Genomic DNA, 25,033 nt, shown 5'->3' on the forward strand with positions numbered 1-25,033 from the left:
CGGTCAGCTTTTACCGCAGTCTCCATGCCCGTTCTCACATTCACCCTTATCGGTATGCCCGCCGGAGGAGGCGCAGCAGTCTGCGCCCTTTCCGCACCCGCATGAGGCGTTTTTCCTCTTCGCGCTAAGCACGGTGAGGAAAAACACCGCAAAGGCTATGAAAGCCGCCACAAGGGCGGCCGCAAACATTTTCATTCTCAATTACCCGCCGAAATCGTCGAAGTATATGTTCTCCGGCTCGACACCGAGTCTGTCCAGCAGATCAAGCACGGCATCTATCATCACAGGAGGTCCGCAGAGATAATATTCGCAGTCCTCAGGCGCCGGATGGTTTCTCAGATAAGCGTCATAGGCTATGCAGTGCACAAAGCCCTTGTATCCTGTCCAGTTGTCCTCTGGCAGGGGCTCACTCATCACCACGTGCCAGCTGAAATTCTCGAACTCCTTCTCAAGCTGCTTGAAGTCCTCATCGTAAAACAGCTCGGCAACGCTTCTGGCCCCGTACCAGTATGAAATTTTGCGTTTCGTTCCCTTTCTCTTAAGCTCGTCAAATACAATGGAGCGCAATGGAGCCATGCCCGCGCCGCCGCCGAGAAATATCATCTCAGTGTCATTATCCGTGGCGTGGAACTCACCGAAGGGTCCCGTTATCGTGATCTTATCGCCGGGCTTTCTCGTATGGAGGTAAGTTGAACCTTTTCCGGGGGGGATGCCCACAGTCTTCGGAGGCGGAGTGGCTATGCGTACATTGAGTTTGATAACACCCTTCTCGTCAGGATAATTCGCCATGGAATAAGCACGCACCACTGGCTCGTCAACCTTGGAGCTGTACTGATAGATACCGAACTTCTCCCAAGCGGCGTGGTATTTTTCGCCCACGTCTATCTGGATGAAGTCCGCTTCATAGGGAGGAACCATAACCTGAATATACCCGCCCGCGCGGAAGTTCACATCCTCACCTTCGGGAAGCTTGAGAACTATCTCCTTTATAAAGGTGGCAACATTTCTGTTGGATATTAGCTCGCATTCCCACTGCCGTGCACTGAACACCTCAGCGGGGACTTCTATTTTTAGATCTTCCTTAACAGTGAGCTGACAGGAAAGTCTGTAGCCCTCACGCTCCATCTTTCTGTTGATGTGGCTTTTTTCCGTGGGAAGAATGTCCCCGCCGCCTTCATGCACTATAACCTTGCACTGACCGCAGGAGCCCCCGCCACCGCATGCGGAGGAGACAAATATTTTTTCATCCGCCAGAACGCTTAAGAGCTTCCCGCCCCTCTGCACGCTGAGCGCCTTATCCTCGCTGTCATTGATTATAATGCGGACACTGCCCGCCGGAACAAGCCACTGTTTGGCGGTGAGGATGAATCCTGCCAGAAAAAGGATTATTGCCGTAAAAAGGGCAACGCCTAAAACTATCTCTATCACGCTTCGCCCCCCTTAGAGCTGTATGCCTGAGAAAAGCATGAACGAAATCGCCATGATTCCCGCTATTACAAATACTATGCCCAAGTTATCAAGTCCTTTAGGAACATCAGCATACTTCATCTTTTCCCTTATACCCGCCATCGCTATTATGGCGAGAGCCCACCCTGCCCCTGAGCCGAATCCGTAAACCACGCTCTCGCCGAAGGTGTAATCACGCTGAACCATGAAAAGAGTACCGCCGAGTATAGCGCAGTTCACCGTGATCAGCGGAAGGAAGATGCCGAGTGCGTTGTAGAGCTTCGGCACGAACCTGTCCAGCCCCATCTCAAGCACCTGAACAATGGCTGCGATGATGCCGATGTAGGTTACAAGACCTATGAACGTGAGATCAACATTATCGAGCCCCGCCCACGCCAGAGCTCCTTCCTTAAGTATATGCTGATATATCAGGTTATTGACCGGAACGGTGATCGTCTGCACGGCGATAACCGCTATACCCAGCCCAGTCGCCGTCTCCACCTGTTTTGAAACGGCAAGGAATGTGCACATACCCAGAAAGAAGGCAAGCGCCATGTTCTCCACAAAAATTGATTTAACCAGAAGGCTTAAGTAGATCTCTGTCATGCCTTGACCCCTTTGGTTATAATAAGCTGAACACCCCAGATAATAAGCCCGATCAGGAAAAACGCGCTCGGAGCCAGAAGAAACAATCCGTTAGGCGTGTACCAGCCGCCGTCCGAGGTGAGCGGAAGCACCTGAAAGCCCAGAAGCTTGCCGGCACCGATAAGCTCACGGACTGTACCCACGGCTATGAGCACGAGACCGTAGCCGGCGCCGTTGCCCAGACCGTCAAGAAGACTCTGAAACGGCGGATTCTTTATAGCGTAAGCTTCAGCTCTGCCCATGAGAATGCAGTTTGTTATGATAAGCCCCACAAAAACAGAGAGCTGCTTGCTGATCTCAAAAAAGTAAGCCTTTATAAACTGATCCGCTATGATAACCAGAGAGGCGATAATCGTCATCTCCACTATGATCCTTATGCTTGAGGGTATGTAGTTCCTGATTACGCTTAAGGATAAGTTTGACAACCCCAGAACCACAGTAACAGCCAGTGCCATGACAAAGGTAGTCTTCAGGTTTGAAGTAACCGCCAGAGATGAACATATACCCAGAACCTGCACTGCGATGGGGTTGTTTCTGAAAATGGGGTCAGTAAATATTTTCGCTGTGCTGCTAGCCATTGATCCCCTCCGCCTCTATTTTGGAAAGAAACTTTCCGTAGCCGTTTTCTCCCAGCCAGAACCGCACGAGGCTGTTTACGCCCCTGCTTGTCATTGATGCGCCGGAGAGCGAATCCACAAGATATGCGGCATCGGGCGAAGCGGGATCAACCTTTCCGTTTCCCACACCGAGCCTAAGCCCGCCGTCCTCTCCGTAAATCTCTTTTCCCCGCCACTGAGCTTTCCAGTTCGGGTTGTCCACCTCACCGCCGAGACCGGGTGTTTCCTTCTGGTCATAAAAGGTGAGTCCGGCAACGGTTTTGCCGTCGCCTTCCAGCGCCAGAAAACCGTACATTGTAGACCAGAGTCCGCTGCCGTATACATGAAGTATTATTTTATCCGGTTTGCCGTCCCTCATGACTATATAAACGGGCTGCTCCTCAGCTATGCTGGCTATGCCCGCCGTGTCCTGTTCCTTAGTGAGGCGGACTGCCGTGCTGAGAGCCTTGAAATCCTTAAAAAACCCTGTGTCAAAGCCCTGCTTCCGCTCAAAGCTTCCGTCGCCCACATTCACCGCAAGTACGGAAATATTCTCAAAAGCCTCTTCAATATCGGTGTTTTCACCGAGAAGCCCCGCAGCGGCGAGAACATTCTTCTGCCTGTCAAGCTCGCGGTTTCTATCCTGAATGGGCTTGAGAGAAACAGCCGCGGCAGAAACCAGAACCGAACAAACAACGGAGAGAACCAGAGAGACTATAAATGTAAATTTTCGTGAATTAACATCCGGCATATCTGCGCCCCCTCCTTCTTATATTCGCCTTTATCACATACTGATCTATCACAGGCGCGAATACGTTTCCGAAGAGGACGGCGAGCATCGCCCCCTCAGGGAAAGCAGGATTCACCACCCTTATCAGCGCCGTCATTGCGCCTATTAAAAATCCGTAGATATACATGCCTGTTCTCGTCATGGAAGCTGACACAGGATCTGTCGACATAAAGACAGTGGCGAAGGCGTATCCGCCGAGGACAAGATGCCATTCGGGGCTGAGGTTCATCATCGGGTTGGTTTCGCTCCCGATCCCGTTAAAAAGCAGGACAAGAGAAACCAGTCCGGCAACACTTGAAAGCATTATCCTCCATGAGCCTATGCCTGTCACTATCAGAACCGCGGCACCGAAAAGACACGCAAGAGCGGATGTCTCACCCATTGAGCCGGGCATAAAGCCCAGAAAAGCGTTGATCCATGTGATCCCCGAATCACTTCCGTGAGCCATGGAGCCCAGAGGGGTGGCGTATGTCATTGTATCGGCGGGAATCCATATCCGATCCCCTGTCATGGCGGCAGGATATGAGAAGAAAAGTACCGCCCTTGACATCAGAGCAGGGTTGACAAAGTTGCGCCCTGTTCCGCCGAAAACCTCCTTGCCCATAACAAGACCGATGGAGATAGCCACTCCCGCCTGCCAGAGAGGAATAGTCGGCGGAAGGATCAGCGGAAAGAGAAGAGAGGTCACAAGGAACGCCTCGCCTATCTCATGCTTTCTGACAACTGCAAAAAGCAGCTCCCAGAAGCCGCCCACGGCAAGAGTCAGAATATATACAGGCAGAAAATACAGTGCCCCGTGCAGAAAACATGAGCCGACGGATGAGCTGTCCGCTCCGCCGGAAATGCTCATAACGGCAAGCCGCCAGCCCTCGGCAAGAGTTCCCGCCTCAAAAGCATAATTCGCCTGAAGTCCGGTATTGTAAAAAGCCATAAGAACGCAGGGGATAAGAGCAAGAACGACAGTTGTCATTATCCTCTTAAGATCCAGTCCGTCTCTAATGTGAGTGTATCCTTTTGTCACATCAGGGGAAGTATAAAGAAAAGAATCGGTCATCTCAAATACGGGATACCATCTTTCCAGCTTTCCGCCCTTTTTGAAGTGATGCTCATGTTTTTCGAGAAAATTACGCAGCCCTTTCATCAGCCTTCCTTCTCCAAAGTATCAAGCACCTGCCTGAGCATAGGCGCATAGTCCTGCTTGCCCGGGCAGGCGTAAGTACAAAGAGATAAATCCTCCTCCAAAAGCTCCAGACAGCCGAGCTTCTCCGCCGTTTCAAAATCACCCACGGAAACAGCCCGCAGGAGATAGGTGGGCAGAATGTCCATAGGCATAACATCCTCATAGCTTCCAACAGGAATTATGGGACGTTTGCCGCCGTTAAGATTTGTATTGAAAGCAGGCTTCCCTATGCCGAAGGCGGTGAGAAAAGAACGCTTAACCGAGTGCATGTCCGTTCCCAAACCTGCCCAGCCCAGAAGCTTTCTTTCCCGACCTTCGGGGATAAGAGTAACCTGATTTATGTATCTGTGCAGATAGTCTGTCGGGGGTGCGGTTTTCCTTCCATGGAGAGCGCTTCCGCTTATGATACGCACATCCTCCGCATTGATCTCGTTTTTAAGGAGATCACCGAACCATGCGCCCCGTATGGTTCTGATGAGTCTCGGTTTAACCGCTCCGGTTCCGCAAAGGGACACGACAGCCTGCACGGGAATTTTCCCTGTCAGGAAAAGCTCGCCTATTGCCGCAGTGTCCTGCCAGTTTATTTCCCATGTGCGGTTGCCGGCGTGAGCGGGAGAAAGAAAATGTATGTGAGTCCCTGCCAGCCCCGCAGGGTGGGGTCCTTTAAAGCACACGTACTCTATTTTGCCCCCCTGAACCGCGGGAACCGCGTCTTCCGAACTAACACATATGTATAGTTTTTTGCCCGCCAGTTTTTCAAGGAGGCTCACACCGGCAGCAAAAAAGCTTTCCATGCCCGCCATGGCGGTCTTTACATCAGCGCAGAGGGGTCTGGTATCGGCGGCTGTTACATAAATATAATCCGCTTTTGCGTCGATAGCCGGGGTTCTGCCGAACGGACGGCTGATGAAGGATGTCCAGAGTCCGGCATCGTTCAGCACATTGCGGATCGTTTCTTCACCGATGATTTTCAGCTCCGCAGTGTTAAAGACCTTCAGGCTGCCGCCCTCTGTGCCGTCTATTTCGATTTCAAGGGAAAGAAACCTTCGCTTCTCGCCCCTGTTGACAGCCAGAACTTTGCCGGAAAAGGGGGAAACAAACTTCACGCCCGCATTTTTTTTATCGGTGAAAAGCAGATCACCGGACTTCACAGAATCCCCTTCCTGAACATTCATCGTGGGTTTCAGTCCGATATAGTCGTCCCCAGTGACGGCATATCTGCTCACAGTTCCCGATTCATAAACTTTCTGTTCGGGAGCTCCGCCTAAAGGGAGGTCAATTCCCTTCTTAAGAACCACTTTTTTCATTCCGCTCAAAAAACACCCTCACTAACTCGCTATATTAAGACAATTTATACCTTATAATACACAACAGCTTACAAATAAAGCATAATCCTAATGGCGTCAGAGTCAAGTAAAGTCGTCAGGCTTGGTGTCAGGTCTCGGCTTGGCAATAAAAAACCCCTGCGAATAGTCGATTCCGAGTTCATTGACAGCGTCAAAAATCTCCTGACTGCTCACAAACTCAGCAACCGTTTCTATTTTCATTCCGCCGGCGAAGCCCGCTATACTTTTCACCAGACGGTTTGTGTATTCGTCACGGTGGATGTTCTGGATAAGGCTTCCGTCAATCTTCAGATAGTCAAAGTCAAGGTTCATCAGATGAGTGAAGTTGGAATACCCTGTGCCGAAATCGTCTATGGCAACCTTGCAGCCAAGACTTTTCACTTCGCTGATAAACTCCCTTATCTCCTCATAGTTACCGATGTTGTCCGTTTCGAGAATTTCAAATATCACGTTTCGGGCAGTGCAGGTTTCCTTCAGGAGATTTTGTATATAATGCACTATATCCTTATTGAGTATATCCTCAGTTGAAATATTTATGGAAAATTCTTTCCCGCCGCCGTTAAAATGCTCCACCGACTTGCGGAGCATAATTTTGGTAAGCTGCGGGTAAAGCTTGGTTTTCTTGATAATTGGCAGAAACATCCCGGGGGAAACCACGCTTCCGTCCGCCTCCAGCATCCTGATGAGACATTCGTATTTGCGGATCTCACCCGTGCGGTTGTCCATGATGCCCTGAAAATAAGGCACTATGCGGTCTTCCTTAATAGCCTGCTTAACCTTATTCAGCCAGAAAAAGTTGTTGGACTGATGCTGGCTCAGCTCCATGCTCTCGTCAAAGTGCATGTATGCCCTTTTGCGCTCCCGGGAGATTTTGAGCGCAATATCCGAGGATTGGAGAGGCTTTTCCCTGTTCCCTGAAATGCCTATGCTCACGGATATGGAGATTTCGATCCCCTGATAATCTATAATTTCGGAATCTGTTCTGTTTGATATGTAGTCGGCTATCTTCTCAGCCAGCTCGGTTTTTGTATTAAGAAGGATGACGAATTCATCCCTCCCAAGCCTGTAAAGAGTATGTTCTCCGGTTATTTCGGGGTTAATTGACTCAAAGGATGAAATATATTCCCGCAGACACACCGAATACTCCTTAAGAACCTGATCTCCAGCCCCGATTCCGAAAACCTCATTGACCTCCTTGAAGCGGTCAATATTAATCAGAATCATAACAGAGCCCGAAGCCCATTCCAGATCGCTCAGAAGCGCGTTTCTGTTGGGAAGTCCGGTGAGTGTGTCCGTTCTTTGCTGAGCGGAGAGAGTTTTCTTCCCCTCCTCAATCTCCCTGAGCATAACACGGAAGCTGTAGTGGAGAATAGCCGCAGCGAGAATGAGAAAAGCAAACACCACCAACACAAGGTAAAATCTGGCGTTACGGTAATCCTGAACCTCCGCATCGATATTCTGTACCACTACAAGGTAGGCAAAGGGCGCATCATCATACTCCCTCAGTTCGTAAGCGGTGTGAAAGCTGTAGTAAGCGCCGTCGATTTTCTTGAGGAGCATCTCCCTGCCCGGAGTAAAATCCGTGCCGAGAGTCAGAAATACGGGGTCATCGGTTCCTGTGATATAATAGTTTCCTGCGCCGATCATTTCCTCTCTGTTGTTTATGACTCCCGCGTAAGATTTATTCAGAAACAGCGCACTCTTAAACTGGAAGTGCTTCGATACCGCCTCAATAACAAAATCAGCGTTAAGCCCCAGATCGAGCATTCCCTCGTACTCTCCGCCTGAAAAGATAGGAATCATCACTCTGTAGTAAATGCCGTGCCTGCCCGGTTCAAAGCCGGAGAGCCTTTCTCTGGTTCTGTTCATCAGCCTGACAAGCGGGCGAACATCAGTGAGATTATCGCCGTGAAAATCCGGTCTGTGCATACGCAGAACTGTCACTCCGTTTTTGTCGATGAAGTGCATAACGTGGAAAAAGGGATCCTCCCGTGTCATCTCCCTGTAGAGCGGAACAAGCTCCAGAAAAAGCTTTTCCCTGTCTCCGGCGAGAAATGCGCTGAGAACCTTGTCCCGCTGGAGCAGGGCGTGGGCGGCATTGAAATATTTGCGTTCAGTTTCCGATACGGAAAGCCCGAATGAACGGGCAAGCTGCGAATCGAACCTGCGGAAGGAGTAATCAAGGTATTTTTCATTAAAATAATTGCCCGCAAAAAGAAAAATAGCAGAAAGAGAGAGCATTAATATGATAACAAGAAGCATGGCTCTCATGCGGACAGTCATACATTACCACCTTGATTCCGCGGCATTCAGACCGCAGAATTAATACACAAAAAACCTGCGGCAGCGCATCAGAAACGAACAGCCGTTTAAACAATACCAAATCACTATTCATTATACATTTTCACAAAAGGAACCGCAACTAACATTGATATTCGGAAATAACAGCCCAAAGTAGGCAGAATGAGCGCCGGAATTGAGATCTTGAACTTGACATTTGGCTTTCTCAGGTTATGATCATTTAACTTAATAAAAATTATCAGCAGGTACACATGAAAATCTTGATAGCCGATGATTCTAAAATAGCAAGGAAGGGGGTGCTCAAATCTCTTACCGCGGCTTTTTCAGGAGAGTTTGACTACCGCGAGGCTTCAAACGGCTTTGAAGCGGTTGAATCCTTTGCCGCATACAGACCGGATCTCGTGTTTATGGATCTCACCATGCCGGAAAAAAACGGAATAGAAGCACTGGAAGAAATAAAAGCAATGAATCCGGCGGCAAAGGTTGTTATAATTACCGCAGATATACAGAAAAAAACAACCGAGATTGTCTCCGAGCTCGGAGCAACAGGGATACTCAATAAACCTGTCACTGCCGAGAAAATCTCGCAGATTATAACAAAACTCGTTTAACGGCTGATTTGTATGATGAATGTTCTGAATGACGACAGGAAAGATGCGCTCACGGAAATCATGAATATTTCTTACGGCATGGCTACTGCCATAATATCCGATTCCATCGAAGCTCACGCGAATCTGCATGTTCCGAAGATTCATATAGTGGGCACCGAAGGACTTGAGAACTACGTCAACAGCAAAACATCCAAAAAGAATAACTATTTCGTTTCCGTACAAGTGTTTATCAACAAACTGGACGGAGAAAGCATCTTCATCATAGACGATAAGTCCGCTCTGCAAGTCGCCGGCATTTTTATGAGCGATGCGGACGAAACCATCGAGAATGAGGACGACATAGTGAGCTCCATCCACGAGCTTTCAAACATCCTCACCTCCGCCTGCGTGGGCAAGATCGCTGAACTTCTTGAACTTGAAGTGTTTTTTCATCCTCCCGCCGTTGACAAGCAGAGCGGGGAAAAAATCGCCGAATACAAAAACTTTGAAAATTTCAGCAAAATTATTGTCGTGGAAACTGTTCTGGATTTCAGACAGGAAAAAATCCACGGGCTTCTCATCTTTCTTCTCAAGGAGAGTTCTTTTGAGCATCTGCTCATAGCTTTGGATAAATATATTGAACAGTATGAAATTTGAGACTGATCCGGCTTATTTTCTTGACTCCATCTACAACGGCGCCTGCATTCTGGACGATGAACTGACGGTTCTTTTCTGGAACAAGTGGCTTGAGGCGCATACTTCCCTGTTCAGAGAACAGGTTACAGGCAAAAAAATAACAGATCTTTTCCCTGAAATAAACGTAAAACAGCTCAAAAGAAAGATACGCTCCATGAAGGCACTGCGTTCACATACATACTACGACGCCGGCACGGACGGCTGGCTTTTCAAAATCAAATCAGCGAAATTCACCAATTCCTTATTTGAATACATGAAGCAAAACGTGGTCATATCCCCCTTTGACAAGGATCTGAATTACGCTCTCGTGATGATCTACGACCAGACACGCCTTTTTGAGACTCAGAAAAAACTTGAGGAAAGCGAGTCTTTCCAGCGTGCCGTATTCGGCAGGAGCGCCAGCGGCATAGTTATTCTCAACACTGACAAATCCATACTAACCACGAACGAATCATTCCGGAAAATGGCGGGAAGTGACGAGGATGAGCTCAAGGGCATGGACTTTGAACGGTTTCTGAGCCCTGACCACACTGAGCTCTGCCGTGAATGCTTCGGAAAGCTCTATTCCGGTCAGGCGGACTCGGTGACAGAGGATGTGAAGATACAGATGCCGGGCGGCAGAAAGTTCTGGAGCAGGATTGCGGTTTCCGTAATCTTCGATCAGGAGGGAAAGCCCGAATACATCGTATGCGTTATGGACGATATAACCGAGCGCAGAAACTTCCTTGATGAGCTTGAGAAAAAAAGCGAATACGTGCAAAAAATTCTGGATTTCCAGTCAAACATAATAATAGTCACCGACGGCGAATTTCTCCTCAACTGCAACAAAAGCTTTCTGGACTTCTTTCAGGCAAAATCTCTGGATGAATTTAAGAGCAAAAAGAAGGAGCTTTCTGATTACTTCATGAAGGAACAGGGGCTTATAACCGGAGAGGATGAGCAGGGCTGGCTTGAGGAGGTTTTTCAGAACTTCCGCATGGGTGTGGACAGCAAGTTGAAAATGCGTGACCCGTTCGGCGCCGTGCGCACATTTCAGGTAACGTTCCGTGTTCTCCCCATGACTGCCGGAGAATACATAGTCTCCCTCTCTGACATAACCGACCTTGAGAATTACCACAAAATACTCAGGGACGCCAACCGCATACTGGAAATAATAGTCAACGAGCGCACCGAGGAGCTGAGAAAAACCAACCGCATGCTTGAAAGCAGCCGTCAGCAGCTTGAGCAGGCGCAGCAGATCGCACGTATCGGAAGCTGGGAATGGTCAGGAGCGGACAGAAAGCTGAGCTGCTCCGACGAGCTTTACAGGATATTTGGCGTTGACAAAACAGAGGTTATCCTTTCCGACAAACACTTCTTTGAAATGGTCGCTCAGGAAGATGTTCAACTGCTTCGGACTATGGTTTCCGAAGACACGATAGCACGGGGCAGCTTCGATGAATACATCCACATCAACAGGATAGACGGAGAACGACGGATCCTCAGAGTGCAGAGCCGTATAAGAACGGACGCTGCCGGCTATATAAATATACTCGGAACAGCACACGACATAACAGAGATCAAGCGCACGGAAACAGCGCTCCGCCAGAACGAGCAGCTTCTTTCATTCATATTCGACTTCGCCAGCTTCGGTATATGCCTTGTGGATCAGGAAGGCAGCTTCATCCGCTTCAACAGGAAGTTCAGTCAGCTGCTCTCCATTCCTGAAGCTGCGCTCAAGCAGCAGAACTTCTTCGGACTTTTCCCCGAAGCCGACAGAGAAAAAGCGCACCATACCACAGAGTGGAAGCACGAACTGGAAAACGGAAAAACCCTCGATTTACTTGTTACGGCTGGTGCGGTCAAGATGCTTGAGGAGGAGGACAAACTCCACTTCATATACTCAATAGCCGATATTACCGAGAAAAACAGGATAGAAAAGATACACCGTGAACAGGAGCAGATGCTTATACAGCAGTCCAAGCTGGCAGCTTTGGGAGAGATGATAGGAGCCATAGCCCACCAGTGGAAGCAGCCCCTGAACTCCGCCAGCCTGTATGTTCAGCTTATTGAGGACGACTACGACTTCAATGAGCTCACGAAGGAAAAACTCAGCGAATACGTAATAGAAATCATGAACCAGCTTAATTTCATGGCGCACACGGTTGAGGATTTCCGCACCTTCTTCACACCGTCAAAATCACTGGGTGAATTCTCCGTCAGGAGAGCGCTTGATGATGTTGTAGCGCTCATGAAGTCATCCCTTGAAAAGCACAAAATTAAAGTAAGTGTGGTTACCGAAGGCAATGAACCGGACAGCATTGTCCTTTTCGGATATGCCAGCGAGTTTAAGCAGGTTATGGTGAACCTGCTCAGCAACGCCCGGGATGCCATAGACGCTAAAAGGCTCTCCATGCCGCCCTTGGAAAGGAAAACAGTGGGAAATATAGATGTGATAATTACCGAAACCGACACCGAAGTAATAGTCGAAACCAAGGACGACGGCGGCGGCATACCGGAGGACGCTCTTAAGCGGATCTTTGAATCCTACTTCACCACCAAGGGTGACGAAGGCACGGGAATTGGTCTCTACATGTCCCGCATGATAATAGAAAACCGCATGAAGGGAACAATCGCGGCCTCAAACAGCGGAAAAGGCGCGGTGTTCACCATGCGCTTCCCGAGAGAATTTCTTTAAACAAGCCCCAGTTCAGCCGCCTTTTCGCAGGCTTTCTGGGTTTTTGTCTCACCTGCTCCTGCGAGCTCCTCAACAGAACTGAAACTGAATTTGTGGGCATTGCGGAGGGTATCGCAGCAGAGAATGAAGTCCTCGTGTATCACGAACGCCCTTCCGAATCCCTCATAGCCCAGATCCAAAGCGGCATAGCACATCTTCCCTATGTTCTGCTCAACAAGCATCGCCACAGCCTCGTAAAACATCCTTATCTGCCAGACCGTCTGTATGTCCACAACGCCGGAGGTGTCTATCTTCTTTTTTTCTTCCCTGCTTTTCACATAACGGCTCAGAACCTGAGTATCCTCAAGCTTTTTCCATGAGCCGTATGTGTCGAACGCCCTCATCTTTTTGACAAGGGTATCGGTAAAGTCTGAGACCTCCCAGCCGGTTCTCTGTGAAAGAGACATGCCCGCCATGTTATTTTACCTGTATCGCCTTTCTCAGCCATGGCGGCGGAGAATCGTTAAGCTTTTTCACAAGAGTATCCAGAAGCTCGTCTATGGACGCCTTGTCATCCACCTTTACGGGGTGAATCTTATTGCGCACAACAACGGCAGCAGCGGGTCCGCCTATCTCGGTGAGGTAAAGGATCGAACAGTCGTTGAGGGCTTCAACCTTTGTATTAATGTCAATTTTATGATTTTCATCAGCATCTATGGGGATAAATGTGCGCAGCTCGGCGAACTCCGATCCGTCCGTGTTTACATCATAAACCGCCACTGAGGTAGCTCTGCCGAAATGCTCATCCACCTCTTTCATACTGTTCGTACAGAACGCAACCTTCATATACTCCTCCTGTAGTGCTCCGTCTGTTTCTCCCATGAGTCGTGCTCGTCATGCTCAAGGAGAATGCTTCCTATCTCAGAGGCGAAATAAGCCGTGCCTCTGTAGCAGGTGTAAACCTTTATAAACTGCCCTATCCTGTCCTTCACCGGAATGCCCATCCTCAATAATGGAGCGTGTATCATCTCCGAGGCTAAGTGAGCATTGGTGTTTGAAATAATAAGAGAGACTCCTCCCCCCTTTAGGGCTGCATCTTCCAGATCGCCTTTGATAACCTCTTCCGCAGGAATATCCATGAGAAAGGGGGAACCGAAGGTGGTGATTCCTATTTGTACGGTAATGCCCAGCTCGTTATGAAGAAACTTGGATACGCCGAGCAGGAGATCCGGCTCAATGGCGACGGCAGCTTTCTTCCCGCCGAAATTGAAGTGTCCGTCAAGCATTACGTCTATTGCTGTTCTGCGCTGCTTTTTGATTTTTGCGGGAATATCCTTCCTTCCGGAAAGCTCCATAAGCAGCTCTATAAATCTGTCCGTTTCGGTGATTCCTATGAGGGAATCAAACACAACGAAAGGGACATCCGTAAGTTCTTTCAGTAGTTCCGTTATCTCACCCATTGTTCTGCCGACTGCTATATTAAGCTCAGCGGCTCCTGCTGTTTCAATGTCTTCAACCGTGCATCCGCCGGGGGCTGTGCTGTAGAAGAAGTCTGCGCAGCCGGACATGCTTTCGGAAATATCAGGCAGAAATACAGGACGAAGCCCGAAAGATTCCACTATATCCCTTATCTCGTCTATATCGCCTGCTGTCATGGCAAATGCGGGGATAATGTTCACACGCCCCTTTTCGGTTTCCATTTCAGCGGGCGCCAGCTGCTTAAATATTGCTTTCAGGGTGTTGGTGTAGCCGAGGTGAGCGTCATCCACAAAGTCCGGCGTTGTGCAGTAAACTATTTTTGATCCGGCGTACTCGGGATATTTCTTCCTGAAATCCTTTATGCTCCGCTCAAAGTCGTCCCCTCTGGTATCGGAAATCCCTGTGGAGAGAAGAACAAGAAGTTCCGGTTTATGCTTCTCTATTACGTTTTTCATCCCCTCAAGCAGGTTCCAGTCCTCGCCCATAATCGTTGCAATGTCGGTGAGGGCTGTGGTCTGCATAGGAACAATCTCACGGAAGTGCTGAGTGAGGAACGTCTTAGTGAACGCCGTGCACCCCTGCGACCCGTGATGGAGAGGCATAGCCCCTTTTATGCCAAGGGCGGCTAAGCTTCCGCCCAGTACCTGACTTTTTTTAAGCGGGTTGGTTTGCCCAACTTTTGATATTGCTTCCATAGACCTACTCCCAAGGAGCCTTGCGCCTTGCCACTTCCCAAACGGGGGAGGTGAGAGTGTATGCGAGCTGTTTTGCCAGCTCAACCATGCCTGTGTAGCCTGCGTAGCCGTGTATCCTTTCCTGATTCACGTCCACAAAAGGGTATCTGCCTTTGATGGAGGTGTACATGTTCCTCCCTCCGGCTAGGAGAAGATCAGCCTTCTCCTTTTCCAAAACACCCAGAAGAATACGTCCGTCCCCTTTTTCAAGAAGCATTTTCTGTGTACCTTCAAAGTGTTCCCTGATTTTCTCTATATCCTGCTCAGTGGATTTTCTTGTACTGGTTCCGATTACGTCCATGCCGAGTTCCTCAAGCTGATATATTGTCGACCAGCTTTTCACTCCGCCTGTGTAAACAAAAACTTTTTTACCTTTAAGAAGAGCGGTGTATGGCGCTATATCAGCCAGAGTCTCTGCGTTTTTCCTTTCAACATAAGTGTGTATTCTTCCCCGCAGCTCCTCTGAGTCCAGCATGTCCGCTACAGAGAGAAGCGTCTTCTCTATCTCTCCCAGTCCGTAGAATGAGCCCTCCGCGAACGGTATTCCGTATTTGCGCTTAAGCCCCTCCGCCAGAGTGAGCAGAGCCTTGCTGCATATAACAAGTGTGCATTTCGCCCTGTGCGCATAGGCGATTTCGTCAAATGACGTGCCGCCTGTGAGACTTGAGAGAACATTTATCCCCAGCTCCCTGAAAATAGGCATCATCTGCCAGAGCTCACCTGCTATGTTGTAGTCGCCAATAATGTTGATGTCGTATTCTGTGGTTTTTTCAGGCTCTTGCGTGCCTATTACGTACTCAAGGAGAGCATCGCCCGCTATCTTGTTGCCGAAGTTTTTATTGCCGATAAAGCCGGGGGATTCCACGGGTATCACGGAGATTCCGGTGAGTTCGGCAGCCTTTTTACAGGCGGTGGGAACATCGTCGCCGATCATGGCGGTAACGCAGGTGGTGTAGACAAAGATAGCTTTTACAGGGTATCTGGCAGCTATCTCCACGCATTTATCCGTAATCTTCTTCTCCCCGCCGAAAACAACGTCCATTTCGGTTACATCTGTAGAGAATCCCATTTTATAGTATTGACCGTGAAGGTTCCTGCTGCCCCTGTTGTTCCAGTTCTGGCTCACGCATGTGGCGGGTCCGTGTATGAGATGCGCTGCGTCCCCCACGGGAAGAAGCACTATCTGCGATCCGTCAAAGGCGCATCCGCCCATTGTTGCCCCGGGTGTGGGTTTGGCGCATTTTTTTACTTTTTCCGCTGTGCTTTTCTTTTTATTTTCAGAACAGCTGTCAACTTCGGTCAGATGGTCAAATTTTGCAGCCATGACACATTCCTTTATTTTGAGAGTACTTTTACCTCGAATGTAGCGGGGAGCTTAGGTACTTCCTCCAAAGCGGGAAATTCCAAAACCCAGCCGTTGTCAAGTTCAAACACTCCGCCCCATGCCCCTGCCTGCTCAATTTTGATTACGTGCGCTTCAATGTCCTTCTTGGGAACGTAAATATTAATGCCTTTCGGTGTTTCTCTAACTGTTACTTTCATTTTGCAGCCCTGCCTCTAATTAAATCATCGCCGAACCGGCGTCCTGCGGTTCGGCTGAAACCGCTCGCGCCTTGCAAAGCAAGCCTCCGCTCCGGCACGGCGCAGTTCCATCCATGGAACCGGATAAAACGAGGGGCGGACTTTTGCCGCCGCCCCGCAGCGGTATATACTTTGTTATTGAAACTGTTTGTTATCTGATTACGTCGTAGCTCGTGGTGTACATCGTTTCCCACTTTCCATCGCCGAACCTGCATCCTGCGGTTCGGCTGAAACCGCTCGCGCCTTGCAAAGCAAGCCTTCGCTCCGGCACGGCGCAGTTCCATCCATGGAACCGGATAAAACGGGGGGCGGACTTTTGCCGCCGCCCCGCAGCGGTATATACTTTGTTATTGAAACTGTTTGTTATCTGATTACGTCATAGCTCGTGGTGTACATCGTTTTCCTGTCTGTTTCGTCAAGGATTGTGTTGACGATCCAGTTGAGGAGGTTCAGACCGCCCATGTACCCTATTGTGGGGTATCTGTGGAGGAACTGTCTGTCAAACATGGGAAAACCGATTCTGATAAGCGGTATGCCCGTATCTCTCATAAGGTATTTTGCGAAGCTGTTCCCTATGATGAAATCGCAGGGGTCGGTTGCAAGCAGTGAGCGGAAGTGCCACATATCTTTATGAGCGTAAACTTCGGCCTCGCTGCCCTGAGGGCAAGAAGCAAGCAGCGCTTTAGTGTCTGCTTCCCAGTCCTTTGTACCGTTTGTAAGCAGAACATGCTTGATTTCGCCGCCGAGTTCCATAACCATGCGTGTAAGACCGAAGGCATAGTCAGGGTCAGCATTCAGAGAGAAGGTCTTGCCGTGTACCCAGTAGTATGAGTCGCCTATGGCATCGACAAATCTGCCTCTTTCATTTTCGATTTCAGCAGGAATTTCCTTGCCGGTAAGTTCGGCTATTGCCATCATAAGGTCGTCTGAGCCTTTGATACCGAAGGGGTTAACCACTTTCACAGGGTGTCCCCATTCTTTCTCAATGAACTCTATTGTTTTAACAGTTGAGTATTTCTGAAGAAGAAGCGTAGCCTTGGAGTTGGGCGCGTCCTTCAGGTCAGCTATCTTAGTTCCGCCGTTGAACATTTTGTAATGTCCGTCGGTGGGGGAATCAAGGTTGTAGGAAGGATCGCTCAATATTATGAAATCCACTCCGAACAGACCGAGAATCCTTTTTATCTCACGGAAGTTGCCTATATAGGTATCGAATCCGAGGATAACGTTGATTCTGTCTTTCACTTCGCCTGTTTTCTCGCCAACCTGAGCAAGCATGCTTGAGAGCATGTTGTCATAGCCGGTGATATGCGAACCCACGAAGGAAGGGGTGTGCGCATGGGTTATAAGCGAGCCTTCGGGAACGTTGCCCTGCTCTTTGGCGTTTTTTACGAAGTTGTTAAGGTCATCCCCGATAACTTCCGCCATACATGAAGTGCATATGGCGACCATGCTTGGCTTATAGAGCTTGTAAACATTGTCAAGCCCCACGTACATGTTATTGTGTCCGCCGAACACAGCGGCGTCTTCCGTCATTGAGTCGGAAACAGCGGGGAAAGGCTCCTTGAAGTGACGGCAGAAGTGCGAGCGGAAATAAGCCGCACAGCCCTGTGAACCGTGCACATAGGGCATAGTGTCGTCAAAACCTATGGCAGCGTAAAGCGCGCCGAGAGGCTGGCATGACTTAAGAGGGTTTACAACAAGGTGCTCTCTTTTGAAGTTAAGCTCCTTGTATTCCTCGCCGAGAGTCCACTCAAGGGTCTTGGCAACCTCTTCTTTTGTAGCGGCGTTTTCGTAAAGCTCACGCTTTCTTTCAAACATTTCCGAGAAACGTTCATCGTTAAATAGGGTTATATGATCTTTTACTTTAATATCTTTGCTCATGACTTACCTCTCTTGTACGGCACTGATTATCAGCTTTTCCACGGAGCTTTGATGTTTTTCCAAACGGCTCCGTTAATTGCCATGTCCATATCTCTGGCGAATACTCCGAATCCTTCCACACCGTGGTAAGGACCTGAGTAATCCCATGAGTGCATCTGTCTGAAAGGGATGCCGGACTTCTGTGTCTGGTATTTTTCTTTAATACCTGAACCGAAGAGGTCGGGTTTATACTTCTCAAGGAAATTGTCCATCTCGAATTCCGACATGTCGTCAACCATGATGGTCGTGCTGTCAAGGTATTCAAGGGTACGCTGGTAATCATCGCCGTGGGCGAACTCGTAACCAGTGAGCAGTATTTCAACACCGAGATCCTGAAAGGCGGGCATTGTGTGTCTGGGTCTCAGACCGCCTACGAAAAGCATTGTTTTCTTCCCTTCAAGTCTGGGTCTGTATTTAGCGACAATTTTCTCAAAGTAAGGCTGATATTTTTCAGCAATGACTTTTTCTGTCTGTTCCTTAATCTTGTCATCAAACATAGCGGCGATTTTGCGCATGGATTTGATGATCTGCGTGGGTCCGAAGAAGTTGAACTCAAGCCACGGCACATTGTATTTTTCCTCAATGTAGCGTGAGATGTAGTTCATTGAGCGGTAGCAGTGGATAAGAACCACTTTAGCCTGCGCAACGTTTGCCAGTTCGCTGAAAGTACTGTCTCCGGTGGACTGGGCAACAAGGTTGAGCCCCATGTCCTCAATGATTTTTCTTGAAGACCATATATCACCGCCGATGTTGTAATCGCCGATGAGCGCCACATCGTAGGGACCTTTCTCGAATTTCTGACCGACCATGTCTTTTTCGTATATCCAGTCACGGATGGTGTCGTTAGCTATGTGGTGACCGAGAGACTGTGAAACGCCTCTGAAACCTTCACAGCGGCAGGGGATAACGGGTTTGCCGATCTCTTTGGAAATGTCTTTGGAAACGGCTTCAATATCATCACCGATAAGACCGATGGGGCACTCTGAAAGCACGCTTAAGCCTCTGTTCAGAGGGAAAAGATTGTTAGCTTCCTTGAGAAGCCCTCTCAGCATCGCATCGCCGCCGAAAACTATGTCTTTTTCCTGAAAATCCGATGTGAACTGCATAGTGCCGAAGCTGTCTATACCCGTGGTGCCGTTGTAGTAGTTACGTCTGGAAGACCATGAGTACTGACCGCAGCCCACAGGACCGTGGCTCACGTTTATAATGTCTTTAATGGGACCCCAGACCACGCCTTTGGCACCCGCATATGCACAGCCTCTCATGGTGATAACGCCGGGGCGGGATTTCCTATTGGACTTAACTCCACATTTTTCCTGTCCGGGTTCTACAACCTCAATGTGGGTTTTCCTGTCCTTGTAGGTTTTCTCCTCGTACTGTGTTATGACCGACTCTATAAAATCTTCGGCCTGTTTTTTATCTATAGTGCTCATGCTGTCTACCTCGTTTTATTGCGGTCAAAGGTCTCAAATCTGCGCTTTCTTTCCGCATTCAGGCAGCTTCTGTGTCTTTCCCGTTGGGAATATGAGCGCCCGCGACCGAAAGAAAGCCTTAATCCTGCGGAATTAAGCGTTTTTCGCTTTTCCGACCTCTGCGTCATCCTCCTGAATGATACCGAATTCCATAAGGAGTCCTTCGAGTTCATCCATTGTAAGAGGAGTGGGGATATTGAACATTTTGTTATCGTTTATCTTCTGTGCAAGAGTTCTGTATTCGTCAGCCTGTTTGCATTTTGAATCGTATTCGATAACAGTCATTCTTCTAAGCTCCGCATGCTGAACGACGTTGTCTCTGGGCACGAAGTGTATTCTCTGAGTATTTATTCTTCTCGCAAGCTCGCTGATCAGTTCGTCTTCCCTGTCAGTTTTACGTTCGTTACAGATAAGACCCGCAAGACGGACGCCGCCTGAGTTAGCGTATTTAAGGATACCCTTGGAGATGTTGTTCGCTGCGTACATAGCCATCATCTCACCCGATGCGACGATGTAGATCTCCTGAGCCTTGCCTTCCCTGATGGGCATTGCGAAACCGCCGCACACAACGTCACCGAGAACGTCATAGGAAACAAAGTCAAGGTCTTCCTCATATGCGCCTTCTTCCTCAAGGAAGTTGATAGCCGTGATAACACCCCTTCCAGCACAGCCTACGCCGGGCTCAGGACCGCCTGACTCAACGCATTTGATGCCGAGGAAGCCCGCCTTGAGAACCTCATCAAGCTCAAGGTCTTCCACTGAGCCTTTTTCAGCGGCAAGTTCCATGATTGTCGCCTGTGCTTTGGAGTGAAGGATAAGACGAGTAGAATCTGCCTTGGGGTCGCAGCCTACGATCATTATCTTTTTGCCCATTTCCGCAAGAGCGGAGATAGTGTTCTGGGAAGTGGTCGACTTGCCAATACCGCCTTTGCCGTAAAAAGCTATTTGTCTCAATTTAGCCATGATCCGAAACCTCCGGTTTATTATCTGCATTAGTATAAACAAGAAGCGTGCCAAATGCGTAAATTATTGATAAACAAGAATTGTCATATTTTGAGAGGTTTCAGTGACAGGCGTTTGTAAGGTTTTTGTATGGTTTGAAGGGGTAAACTGACAAACCTTACAACAAAATCACGTTCATAGGGGCATTCAGCAGATCTTCGGTCTGTTTTGTAATAAGCCTTACAACATCCTGATCCAGCGCCCTGAGCCATTTCTGGGGTATGCCGTCCATGCCGTACAGAGCGCCCGCAAGCATCCCCGCTATGGCTCCGTTGGTGTCGGCGTCACCGCCCTGATTCACTGTTCTGACTACTGTTTCGTACAGGCTGTCTGAATCAAAGAAATAGTGCATCACGGTTCTGAAAGTATCCTTAATATAGCCCGATGCCTCGCCGTTGTATTTTGAGTGTGAGAAGGTGGGGTCTTTTTTGATGAACTCGGACACAATATCAAGTGCTGCCCTCTTGTCTCCCGTTTCGATGAGCGCCTTCACAACCTCGCCCAGAACAAGGGTTGCCATGTCGGACAGCTCGTTATTGTGAGTTATATGACACTGGGATATTGTTATCTCCTCAAACCATACCCAGTCTTTCAGGCAATAGAGCACAACGGGAAAATTCCGCATGGCGGCGCCGTTTCCCGCTGAAAATGTTGAGTAGAGAGACACTACAGAACGTTTTGTAACATAATTAACAATGCCCCTTCTCACTGTGCTGCCTATGTCCACAGGCTTTTTCTTCATCCATCTTGCGAAGCTTGCTGCCGCACCCTGAACAGTATAGCCTCCGTTTTCGATCAGGCTGTCGCCGATAGCCAGAGACATCTCCGTATCATCTGTAACATTCCCCGCCTTAAGGTGCAGCCACCCGCCGCCGATTATTTTATCGTGTATGCCGTATTTATCCCTGATTTCCCTCGGAAGCATGAATTCTGTAGTCGCTCCGAGAGCATCACCGGCAGCAAAACAGAGATAAGCGGCAAGCGCTCTTTCAAAAACATCATTTTTCATTTGCAAACTTCCTTTTGTCTTGGCATATTCCGATCATGATAAATCTTGATGACAGCCACAAGGCAGGCGTTTATTACCACAGCACGAATAAAATCAATATACCCGCAAAGCTCTTTGTAAGCAGAGAGTACAATGTGGGCATAATCCCTATTACTATTGACGGAGTGCTGGAATATCACCGCAGGCTTTTTGAGATCGCGGCAGCGGCAGGCAGCATTTCCGAGGCTTCCGTTTTCTTTGAAAACTACATGAACGAGCTCTTCGCTCTGGAAGAAAGTGTGAAAGGAAAAAAGGTCGGAAGCTACATAAGGCTTCTGAAAAGCTGGCTTTTTGATTCCAACAACTCCGCCGGAGCCGTGCTCAAGGGCTGGGTGGAAAACCGCTTCGGGCTTATTCCGTTTTACCACGGACAGAGCATCCCCGGGCTTTATTCCAAAGAGTACTATGATTACCTTCAGGAGTGGATGAACTCCAGAACCAACAAAAACAGCATGTTTTCGCAACTCGACCTGCTGTACACATACACGCAGACAATAATTAGGGCATACTGCGAAAATCATGTTCCCACCATAACCCTTTACAGGGGAGTGAACGATCTGAGTGACCATATTATCATTGATCAGCTCTCAAAAAGAAAATACTGCATCGAACTGAACTCCCTCTCCTCGTTCACTTCTGAAAAGGAGATAGCAGAACAGTTCGGCAGTAAGATAATTAAGGCTGAAGTGCCTTACACAAAAATCGTTTACTTCTCGGAAGCCCTGCCCCGAAGGTCATTCAGCGGTGAGCTGGAGTACCTTGTGATAGGCGGGCGCTACGATGTTGAAACCGTATTCTGAGAATCGTCCTTTTTAATTTTTATCCAGACCATTTCGTCCGGATCATAGTCTTCAATAATTTCAATCTCATGCTTCCTGAAGCCGACTTTTTTATTGGTTTCAAGAAAATGAACCACTACAACAGGCTCGAAGAGGAACTCCGTAATCTGGCAGACAAAACCTTCCTCTCCCTCTTCGGCGACCACTTTACCACGGTTGCAGCCTGCGCAGGTTCCGTCACTCTTAGTGCAGCCGAGAACTCTGATTTTCTGGTTTTCTCTGAATTCCATATTATGCCTCCAGTGGTGCGTGGGTGAAACACTTCTTCGGACAAGCGACAGCGCAAGCCTTGCAGCCTACACAGGCATCATCGTTTTCGAGTACCATGTAGCGTTTCGCTGAATCGTCATCGTCGTCTTCGTGAAGTGAAAGGCAGCTAAAGCTGCAAGCTTTATAACAGCGTCCGCAGGCGATACATTTTGAGTTGTCGACAGCCATAACGAACTCGGGTGTCCATTTGCTGCCGCCTTTAGTAATTCCGGTGATGTAGGTCATTGTGTTCCTCCTTAAGCTTTTCAGTTACTGATGCAAGCGGCGTGCCAAATATGAAGAACCGCTTTATCAGCAACTTAGGAGGATCAATTCCCGTCTTGTTCAATTTTTGTAAGCTTACCTACATTTATTGTAGGGTTTGTGTTTGTTATATTTTCTTCACTTCTATGCCGAATTTCATTATGCGGTAATTGATCTGGCGAACTGTCATGCCGAGAAGTCTGGCTGCCTTTGCCTGAACCCAGCCTGTTTTCTCAAGAGCGTCAATAACCATCTGCTTTTCATCATCCACAGCAAGGGGTATTTCAGAGTGCGGCTTAGCCTGTCTGACAGACTCTTCTGCGGGTTTTTCGGCAGCTTTGGGATAGTGTTCGCAGAAAAATTTCTGTTCTCCGCCCGTATCCATATTGAGTGACTCAATACAGACCGCATGCTCGCCGCAGCCGGCGTGACCGTTGTTCTCCATAAGCTGGGCAAGACAGACCTCGCCTCTGGAGCATGTGAACTCGGCTGGTGTTATCTCATCGCTTGTTACGGAGAGGGCGGCACGCTCTATACAGTTTTCAAGCTCACGTATGTTGCCCGGCCATGAGCATTTCATAAGCAGGGGGAATACATCCGGTGAGATCTTAAGCTTTGTGCCATAGTTTGTATTGAATTTGTCAAGGGCTGTCTTTGCGAGTTCGGGAATATCCTCCCTGCGTTTCCGCAGAGGCGGGAGGAAAATAGAGACGACATTCAGCCTGTAATAAAGATCCAGCCTGAAATCTCCTGAACGCACGGCGTTTTCAAGGTTTCTGTTCGTGGCGGCAATCACCCTCACGTCAATGGGTGTGGGCTCCGAACCGCCGACACGCTCTATGCTCATCTCCTGAAGAACACGGAGCAGTTTGCTTTGCGCCTCAAGGGGCATGTCGCCTATTTCGTCAAGGAATATAGTTCCGCCGTTTGCCAGCTCAAATTTGCCTTTTTTGTCGGCGATCGCTCCAGTGAAGGCGCCTTTTTTATAGCCGAAAAGCTCACTCTCTATAAGCTCTTTCGGGATCGCCGCGCAGTTGACGGCGACAAAGGGCTTCTGCGCGCGGTCGCCGGAGTAGTGAACGGCTTTCGCCACCATCTCCTTGCCGGTTCCGCTTTCGCCTCTGATAAGCACTGTTGTTTTTGTGCGGCAGACCTGAGAGATCTTCTTTAAGACCTCCTGCATCAGCTTGCTGCCGCCAACAAGACCCTTGACGGAGAATTTCACCGCAACTTCGCTCCGAAGCCGCTCCTTTTCCTCTATCAGCTCTTTCTTCTCGCTGTTTATAAGCGTCATCTTGTGCATGAACGAGGCGACAAGAGCGGAAATCATCTTCAGAATATCCACCTCAGCCTCATAGCTCACCACCTCACGGTAGTGCTTGTCCACAGCGAGAACGCCTATCTTCTCGTTTCCATGGCTGATGGGAACGGCGATAAAGCTTGTTTTCTCATCATCCCTGCGCTTGATTTTATCCTTGAAATCGGGCTCAAGGCTTATGTCGTGGAGCATGATCGGGAAGCCGTATTTAAACACCTTCCCCACCATGCCTTCGCCGCTTTTATACACCATTTCCGCAAGAGCGGCTCTGCTGAGACCGTGCGAAGCCTTCGGCAGGAGCGCCCCTGTCTCCGGATCGGCAATAAGAATTGTACCGTTCTGAATATTGAGATTATTGCTCATAATATTCATCACGTTCTGGAGCGCCGCACTCTCGTTCACCTTTGAGTTCAGCTCAAGGCTTATGTCGTATATTGTATTCAACAGAAGTTTATAATAGCTTAATCTCTTTTCCATGGAGTATAACAAGCAATGCCTGTGCCATTGGGAAATCAGCGAAAAACAGGCGTTTGGAAGGTTTATTACATTAATGATGATTAAATATTAATCGCTTTTAATTACATTCTTTACAATTTTAGCCGCATTGTTTTATTTCATCAACAAGTCCCTTAATTATAAACATCTTATCCGTCATTGCCACTGACTATATTTTATACATTCACGGGAACTTCTTTGCTGTTTTTTGTTCGGGATCAATTATAGGAATAAAATTTACGGCTACACTGCCCTAAAGATTTATTAAAGAGGAGATTTTAATGAAACAGCTTCTGAGCTCGACCGCTCATTTTCTCAGGTCTGATAAAACGGCGGTAAGGCGTTTGATCCAATATTTATTCTTTGCAGCAACAGTTTATATCGGC

General features: G+C 48.6%; 24 protein-coding genes. 4 read left to right on the top strand and 20 right to left on the bottom strand.

Annotated elements, in window-relative coordinates; translation table 11 throughout:
* Positions 1 to 3 precede the first annotated feature (3 nt).
* The 8 genes from EP073_RS09565 to EP073_RS09600 all read right to left on the bottom strand — a co-directional run bounded on the left by EP073_RS09565 (position 4) and on the right by EP073_RS09600 (position 8,286).
* Complete coding sequence (locus EP073_RS09565) at positions 4 to 195, bottom strand: hypothetical protein (RefSeq protein ID WP_128466925.1); 192 nt, start codon at positions 193 to 195, stop codon at positions 4 to 6.
* Positions 196 to 201: 6 nt separating this feature from the next.
* Positions 202 to 1,425, bottom strand: a complete 1,224-nt coding sequence (gene nqrF / locus EP073_RS09570; RefSeq protein WP_128467811.1) for an NADH:ubiquinone reductase (Na(+)-transporting) subunit F — start codon at positions 1,423 to 1,425, stop codon at positions 202 to 204.
* 15 nt (positions 1,426 to 1,440) lie between these two features.
* Positions 1,441 to 2,052 carry an NADH:ubiquinone reductase (Na(+)-transporting) subunit E gene (gene nqrE / locus EP073_RS09575; protein ID WP_128466926.1) on the bottom strand — a complete coding sequence of 204 codons (612 nt, stop codon included), beginning with the start codon at positions 2,050 to 2,052 and terminating at the stop codon, positions 1,441 to 1,443.
* The gene (locus EP073_RS09580) at positions 2,049 to 2,669 is read right to left on the bottom strand and encodes an NADH:ubiquinone reductase (Na(+)-transporting) subunit D (RefSeq protein WP_128466927.1); all 621 of its coding nucleotides are present in this window, start codon (positions 2,667 to 2,669) and stop codon (positions 2,049 to 2,051) included. The genes nqrE and EP073_RS09580 overlap by 4 nt, the downstream gene beginning before the upstream one ends.
* Positions 2,662 to 3,438, bottom strand: coding sequence for a Na(+)-translocating NADH-quinone reductase subunit C (locus tag EP073_RS09585; protein ID WP_128466928.1), 777 nt, complete (start codon positions 3,436 to 3,438; stop codon positions 2,662 to 2,664). Before EP073_RS09585 ends, EP073_RS09580 begins: the two co-directional genes overlap by 8 nt.
* Positions 3,425 to 4,618 (bottom strand): NADH:ubiquinone reductase (Na(+)-transporting) subunit B, encoded by a 1,194-nt coding sequence (locus tag EP073_RS09590; RefSeq protein ID WP_128466929.1) that lies wholly within the window; start codon positions 4,616 to 4,618, stop codon positions 3,425 to 3,427. The genes EP073_RS09585 and EP073_RS09590 overlap by 14 nt, the downstream gene beginning before the upstream one ends.
* Positions 4,618 to 5,964 (bottom strand): Na(+)-translocating NADH-quinone reductase subunit A, encoded by a 1,347-nt coding sequence (locus EP073_RS09595; protein WP_128466930.1) that lies wholly within the window; start codon positions 5,962 to 5,964, stop codon positions 4,618 to 4,620. The genes EP073_RS09590 and EP073_RS09595 overlap by 1 nt, the downstream gene beginning before the upstream one ends.
* Before the next feature lie 102 nt (positions 5,965 to 6,066).
* The gene (locus EP073_RS09600; protein WP_128466931.1) at positions 6,067 to 8,286 is read right to left on the bottom strand and encodes an EAL domain-containing protein; all 2,220 of its coding nucleotides are present in this window, start codon (positions 8,284 to 8,286) and stop codon (positions 6,067 to 6,069) included.
* A gap of 269 nt (positions 8,287 to 8,555) precedes the next feature.
* Here EP073_RS09600 and EP073_RS09605 point away from each other — a divergent pair, with 269 nt between their 5' ends.
* The 3 genes from EP073_RS09605 to EP073_RS09615 are packed head-to-tail and all read left to right on the top strand — an operon-like array spanning position 8,556 to position 12,267.
* Positions 8,556 to 8,915, top strand: coding sequence for a response regulator (locus tag EP073_RS09605; protein ID WP_128466932.1), 360 nt, complete (start codon positions 8,556 to 8,558; stop codon positions 8,913 to 8,915).
* Between the two features lie 12 nt (positions 8,916 to 8,927).
* Positions 8,928 to 9,551, top strand: a complete 624-nt coding sequence (locus EP073_RS09610) for a chemotaxis protein CheX (protein WP_128466933.1) — start codon at positions 8,928 to 8,930, stop codon at positions 9,549 to 9,551.
* Positions 9,541 to 12,267, top strand: a complete 2,727-nt coding sequence (locus EP073_RS09615) for a PAS domain S-box protein (RefSeq protein WP_241654080.1) — start codon at positions 9,541 to 9,543, stop codon at positions 12,265 to 12,267. The genes EP073_RS09610 and EP073_RS09615 overlap by 11 nt, the downstream gene beginning before the upstream one ends.
* On the opposite strand, the gene EP073_RS09620 is transcribed toward EP073_RS09615, so the two are convergent.
* The 9 genes from EP073_RS09620 to draG all read right to left on the bottom strand — a co-directional run bounded on the left by EP073_RS09620 (position 12,264) and on the right by draG (position 21,443).
* Positions 12,264 to 12,722, bottom strand: a complete 459-nt coding sequence (locus tag EP073_RS09620; protein WP_128466935.1) for a DUF269 domain-containing protein — start codon at positions 12,720 to 12,722, stop codon at positions 12,264 to 12,266. The genes EP073_RS09615 and EP073_RS09620 overlap by 4 nt on opposite strands.
* Position 12,723: 1 nt before the next feature.
* Positions 12,724 to 13,092 carry a nitrogen fixation protein NifX gene (gene nifX / locus EP073_RS09625; protein ID WP_128466936.1) on the bottom strand — a complete coding sequence of 123 codons (369 nt, stop codon included), beginning with the start codon at positions 13,090 to 13,092 and terminating at the stop codon, positions 12,724 to 12,726.
* Positions 13,089 to 14,420: a nitrogenase iron-molybdenum cofactor biosynthesis protein NifN gene (nifN, locus tag EP073_RS09630; protein ID WP_128466937.1), complete on the bottom strand. Its 1,332-nt coding sequence runs from the start codon at positions 14,418 to 14,420 to the stop codon at positions 13,089 to 13,091. Before nifN ends, nifX begins: the two co-directional genes overlap by 4 nt.
* A 4-nt stretch (positions 14,421 to 14,424) precedes the next feature.
* Entirely contained in the window at positions 14,425 to 15,783 is a 1,359-nt protein-coding gene (gene nifE, locus EP073_RS09635; RefSeq protein ID WP_128466938.1) for a nitrogenase iron-molybdenum cofactor biosynthesis protein NifE, read from the bottom strand.
* An 11-nt stretch (positions 15,784 to 15,794) separates the two neighbouring features.
* Positions 15,795 to 16,001, bottom strand: a complete 207-nt coding sequence (nifT, locus tag EP073_RS09640) for a putative nitrogen fixation protein NifT (RefSeq protein ID WP_128466939.1) — start codon at positions 15,999 to 16,001, stop codon at positions 15,795 to 15,797.
* 402 nt (positions 16,002 to 16,403) lie between these two features.
* Positions 16,404 to 17,921 (bottom strand): nitrogenase molybdenum-iron protein subunit beta, encoded by a 1,518-nt coding sequence (gene nifK, locus EP073_RS09645; protein WP_128466940.1) that lies wholly within the window; start codon positions 17,919 to 17,921, stop codon positions 16,404 to 16,406.
* Between the two features lie 29 nt (positions 17,922 to 17,950).
* A complete protein-coding gene (nifD, locus tag EP073_RS09650; protein WP_128466941.1) occupies positions 17,951 to 19,393 on the bottom strand; it encodes a nitrogenase molybdenum-iron protein alpha chain in 1,443 nt (480 codons plus the stop codon).
* A gap of 132 nt (positions 19,394 to 19,525) precedes the next feature.
* Positions 19,526 to 20,395 (bottom strand): nitrogenase iron protein, encoded by an 870-nt coding sequence (gene nifH, locus EP073_RS09655; protein WP_128466942.1) that lies wholly within the window; start codon positions 20,393 to 20,395, stop codon positions 19,526 to 19,528.
* Positions 20,396 to 20,552: 157 nt separating this feature from the next.
* Positions 20,553 to 21,443: an ADP-ribosyl-[dinitrogen reductase] hydrolase gene (draG, locus tag EP073_RS09660; RefSeq protein WP_128466943.1), complete on the bottom strand. Its 891-nt coding sequence runs from the start codon at positions 21,441 to 21,443 to the stop codon at positions 20,553 to 20,555.
* 35 nt (positions 21,444 to 21,478) lie between these two features.
* Between draG and EP073_RS09665 the strand changes: the two genes are divergently transcribed.
* Positions 21,479 to 22,282: an NAD(+)--dinitrogen-reductase ADP-D-ribosyltransferase gene (locus EP073_RS09665; RefSeq protein WP_128466944.1), complete on the top strand. Its 804-nt coding sequence runs from the start codon at positions 21,479 to 21,481 to the stop codon at positions 22,280 to 22,282.
* Here the strand turns inward: EP073_RS09665 and EP073_RS09670 are convergent.
* The 3 genes from EP073_RS09670 to nifA form a co-directional block, all read right to left on the bottom strand.
* The gene (locus EP073_RS09670; protein WP_128466945.1) at positions 22,258 to 22,551 is read right to left on the bottom strand and encodes a nitrogen fixation protein NifZ; all 294 of its coding nucleotides are present in this window, start codon (positions 22,549 to 22,551) and stop codon (positions 22,258 to 22,260) included. The genes EP073_RS09665 and EP073_RS09670 overlap by 25 nt on opposite strands.
* A 1-nt stretch (position 22,552) precedes the next feature.
* A complete protein-coding gene (gene fdxB, locus EP073_RS09675) occupies positions 22,553 to 22,816 on the bottom strand; it encodes a ferredoxin III, nif-specific (RefSeq protein ID WP_128466946.1) in 264 nt (87 codons plus the stop codon).
* Between the two features lie 145 nt (positions 22,817 to 22,961).
* On the bottom strand, positions 22,962 to 24,629 hold the full coding sequence (nifA, locus tag EP073_RS09680; RefSeq protein WP_128466947.1) for a nif-specific transcriptional activator NifA: 1,668 nt from the start codon (positions 24,627 to 24,629) through the stop codon (positions 22,962 to 22,964).
* Between the last annotated feature and the right edge of the window lie 404 nt (positions 24,630 to 25,033).

Source organism: Geovibrio thiophilus (assembly GCF_004087915.1).
Taxonomy (GTDB): Bacteria; Chrysiogenota; Deferribacteres; order Deferribacterales; family Geovibrionaceae; genus Geovibrio; species Geovibrio thiophilus.

What these genes read in the sequence shown, in the direction of transcription:
- EP073_RS09565 (WP_128466925.1), bottom strand. Translation starts at nt 195, where the DNA reads ATGAAAATGTTTGCGGCCGCCCTTGTGGCGGCTTTCATAGCCTTTGCG.
- nqrE (WP_128466926.1), bottom strand. Translation starts at nt 2,052, where the DNA reads ATGACAGAGATCTACTTAAGCCTTCTGGTTAAATCAATTTTTGTGGAG.
- EP073_RS09580 (WP_128466927.1), bottom strand. Translation starts at nt 2,669, where the DNA reads ATGGCTAGCAGCACAGCGAAAATATTTACTGACCCCATTTTCAGAAAC.
- EP073_RS09585 (WP_128466928.1), bottom strand. Translation starts at nt 3,438, where the DNA reads ATGCCGGATGTTAATTCACGAAAATTTACATTTATAGTCTCTCTGGTT.
- EP073_RS09590 (WP_128466929.1), bottom strand. Translation starts at nt 4,618, where the DNA reads ATGAAAGGGCTGCGTAATTTTCTCGAAAAACATGAGCATCACTTCAAA.
- EP073_RS09595 (WP_128466930.1), bottom strand. Translation starts at nt 5,964, where the DNA reads ATGAAAAAAGTGGTTCTTAAGAAGGGAATTGACCTCCCTTTAGGCGGA.
- EP073_RS09600 (WP_128466931.1), bottom strand. Translation starts at nt 8,286, where the DNA reads ATGACTGTCCGCATGAGAGCCATGCTTCTTGTTATCATATTAATGCTC.
- EP073_RS09605 (WP_128466932.1), top strand. Translation starts at nt 8,556, where the DNA reads ATGAAAATCTTGATAGCCGATGATTCTAAAATAGCAAGGAAGGGGGTG.
- EP073_RS09610 (WP_128466933.1), top strand. Translation starts at nt 8,928, where the DNA reads ATGATGAATGTTCTGAATGACGACAGGAAAGATGCGCTCACGGAAATC.
- EP073_RS09615 (WP_241654080.1), top strand. Translation starts at nt 9,541, where the DNA reads ATGAAATTTGAGACTGATCCGGCTTATTTTCTTGACTCCATCTACAAC.
- EP073_RS09620 (WP_128466935.1), bottom strand. Translation starts at nt 12,722, where the DNA reads ATGGCGGGCATGTCTCTTTCACAGAGAACCGGCTGGGAGGTCTCAGAC.
- nifX (WP_128466936.1), bottom strand. Translation starts at nt 13,092, where the DNA reads ATGAAGGTTGCGTTCTGTACGAACAGTATGAAAGAGGTGGATGAGCAT.
- nifN (WP_128466937.1), bottom strand. Translation starts at nt 14,420, where the DNA reads ATGGAAGCAATATCAAAAGTTGGGCAAACCAACCCGCTTAAAAAAAGT.
- nifE (WP_128466938.1), bottom strand. Translation starts at nt 15,783, where the DNA reads ATGGCTGCAAAATTTGACCATCTGACCGAAGTTGACAGCTGTTCTGAA.
- nifT (WP_128466939.1), bottom strand. Translation starts at nt 16,001, where the DNA reads ATGAAAGTAACAGTTAGAGAAACACCGAAAGGCATTAATATTTACGTT.
- nifK (WP_128466940.1), bottom strand. Translation starts at nt 17,921, where the DNA reads ATGAGCAAAGATATTAAAGTAAAAGATCATATAACCCTATTTAACGAT.
- nifD (WP_128466941.1), bottom strand. Translation starts at nt 19,393, where the DNA reads ATGAGCACTATAGATAAAAAACAGGCCGAAGATTTTATAGAGTCGGTC.
- nifH (WP_128466942.1), bottom strand. Translation starts at nt 20,395, where the DNA reads ATGGCTAAATTGAGACAAATAGCTTTTTACGGCAAAGGCGGTATTGGC.
- draG (WP_128466943.1), bottom strand. Translation starts at nt 21,443, where the DNA reads ATGAAAAATGATGTTTTTGAAAGAGCGCTTGCCGCTTATCTCTGTTTT.
- EP073_RS09665 (WP_128466944.1), top strand. Translation starts at nt 21,479, where the DNA reads ATGATAAATCTTGATGACAGCCACAAGGCAGGCGTTTATTACCACAGC.
- EP073_RS09670 (WP_128466945.1), bottom strand. Translation starts at nt 22,551, where the DNA reads ATGGAATTCAGAGAAAACCAGAAAATCAGAGTTCTCGGCTGCACTAAG.
- fdxB (WP_128466946.1), bottom strand. Translation starts at nt 22,816, where the DNA reads ATGACCTACATCACCGGAATTACTAAAGGCGGCAGCAAATGGACACCC.
- nifA (WP_128466947.1), bottom strand. Translation starts at nt 24,629, where the DNA reads ATGGAAAAGAGATTAAGCTATTATAAACTTCTGTTGAATACAATATAC.